Origin of the sequence: Lacihabitans soyangensis (assembly GCF_024343775.1) — a bacterium.
Taxonomy (GTDB): domain Bacteria; phylum Bacteroidota; class Bacteroidia; order Cytophagales; family Spirosomataceae; genus Leadbetterella; species Leadbetterella soyangensis.
On record NZ_RJUF01000081.1, the window covers coordinates 1 to 2,092 of the forward strand.

Genomic DNA, 2,092 nt, shown 5'->3' on the forward strand with positions numbered 1-2,092 from the left:
TATTATTGGCAGAGAATTAACAGTTATTGAAGTAGTGGCAGAGCTTGAACAACCATTCAAAGAAAGTGTAACTGTATAAATCCCGCTTTGGTTAAGGGATGCCACACTTATTGTAGGATTTTGAATTAGCGAACTAAAACCGTTTGGTCCTGACCATGAAAAATCTCCACTTCCTGTTGAAGTAAGGTTTATAGCGTTGCCTTCACAGAGGGTTTGATTGGCACTTGCTGTCAAGGTTGGAATCGGATTCACTGTTACACTCGTAGTTGCACTAGCTGTACAGCCATTAGTGGTAATGGTTAGGCTATAAACTCCAGTATTTAAGACATTAGAACTGTTTATCGTTGGATTTTGAGAGGTTGATGTAAATCCACTCGGTCCAGTCCAAGAATAGTCACCGCCTCCGGAGGAAGTCAGGTTTATAAGATTTCCTTCACATATGTTTTGATTCGAATTTATGGTTATGTTTGGTAAAACATTTACTGTCACGGCTGTTGTAGCACTAGTTGTACATCCATTTGCGGTTACAGTTAAACTATATGTACCAGACTTGTTTGAGGTAGCACCCGTTATTGAAGGGTTTTGTAATGTAGAAACAAAGCCGTCTGGCCCAGTCCACGAATAGTTTCCTCCTCCAGTTGAGGTTAAAGTAATGTTTTGACCCTCACACAACGTCTGAACTGGAGAAATACTAATATTTGGTAAAGTGGTTACTGTTATATTAAAAACCATGTCTCTTGAAGTTACGCCATCAGAAACTCTGATGGTGAAGGTTTCAATACCAGCAAATGAAGAATTTGGTGTATAACTTAAACCATTTGGAGTCACAGTTCCGCCATTTGAGCTTGATGTAGCGTTAAATCCTGCCAAAATTCCGTTTGTAGGACCAGTTACAATACTCCAAGTCAAGGTCTGCCCTACATCTATATCGCTGACTGTTAGTAGATTGTTTAATTGATAAAAACCAGAGTTTTGACAGATGGTTTGATTTTGTGGGCTACTCAATGAAAAACTGGGCTCATTATTTATGATATAAGTCTGGCCCGCTGAAAACCCACTAGTGATGGCGTTTCCAGAATTATCGACAATGGATGTTCCAGAGTTTTTAAGTGTAATAGAGAGCGTCCCAGCACCTGAAATATTGTTAACTGTTACATTATAGAATAAACTACCTAGTGAGGAGAAACCAGATAAATTTCCTTGGACATTGCCTGTGGTTGCGATGCTAAAGTCGGTTAGATCTACTCCTGAAACAGCCTCAGAAAATACAACCCTAAATGTTACAGTATTAACATTGGTAATTTGAGTATTCGGATTACTTCTATTAATTCCTGAAACTACCGGAGCTACGTTGTCGTATTGAATCACAAAACTCGACGGTGCAGTATTTGAATTATTTACCGCATCAAGAAATGAGTTTGCGTTAACTGTTACATTCACTGTTCCGTTGTTTGTAGGGATTAAGTTTGCAGTGTAATTCTGCCCACTTCCTGCAAAATTGGCTATTGAACCGTTTGTTACGTTAAAATCAGTAAAGTCCAAACCTGTAATATTCTCACTTGCAGTGATGGTCAATGGAATAGGACTCACATTGGTAGGGCTATTTATAATGCTACTTATGTTTATTGTCGGGGGCGATTTGTCAATATTGTAGGTATCTCCTGTATTGAATGGCTCATTGGCTAAGGTTGGACTTAAGCCCGTGTCATTGACTAAATTTAGTCTTATAGTCCCGTCTCCGCTACCAGTATTTACAGAAACATTCCAAGTGGTGCCCGAGCCAGAAACAGAACCTACAGAAGCTCCTGTTACTCCAGTTGTAGTTAGACTAAAATTACTTGCAGAGAGTCCGGTAATGGCTGAAGAAAACGTGACTGTAAAATTTACTGATGAAGCATTTGTAGGTGAGGTATTGGCTCTAACTATAGAATTGACATTAGCCGAAACAACGGGAGCGAAAAGAAGGGTGGCATACAATGGCACGTTTGTTCCTCCTGCTGTTGAGCAATTATTCCCACCAGTTTTTTCATTAAGTTGGATTCTATAATTGCCTCCTGTAACGAATGTATGTTCTATCTGAGAGCGAGTGCCG

1 protein-coding gene is annotated in these 2,092 nt (G+C 39.6%); it reads right to left on the bottom strand.

From position 1 onward, the window contains the following. Positions 1 to 2,092: beta strand repeat-containing protein (locus EGI31_RS14375; RefSeq protein WP_255037909.1), on the bottom strand; the 2,092-nt coding region annotated here is incomplete at both ends.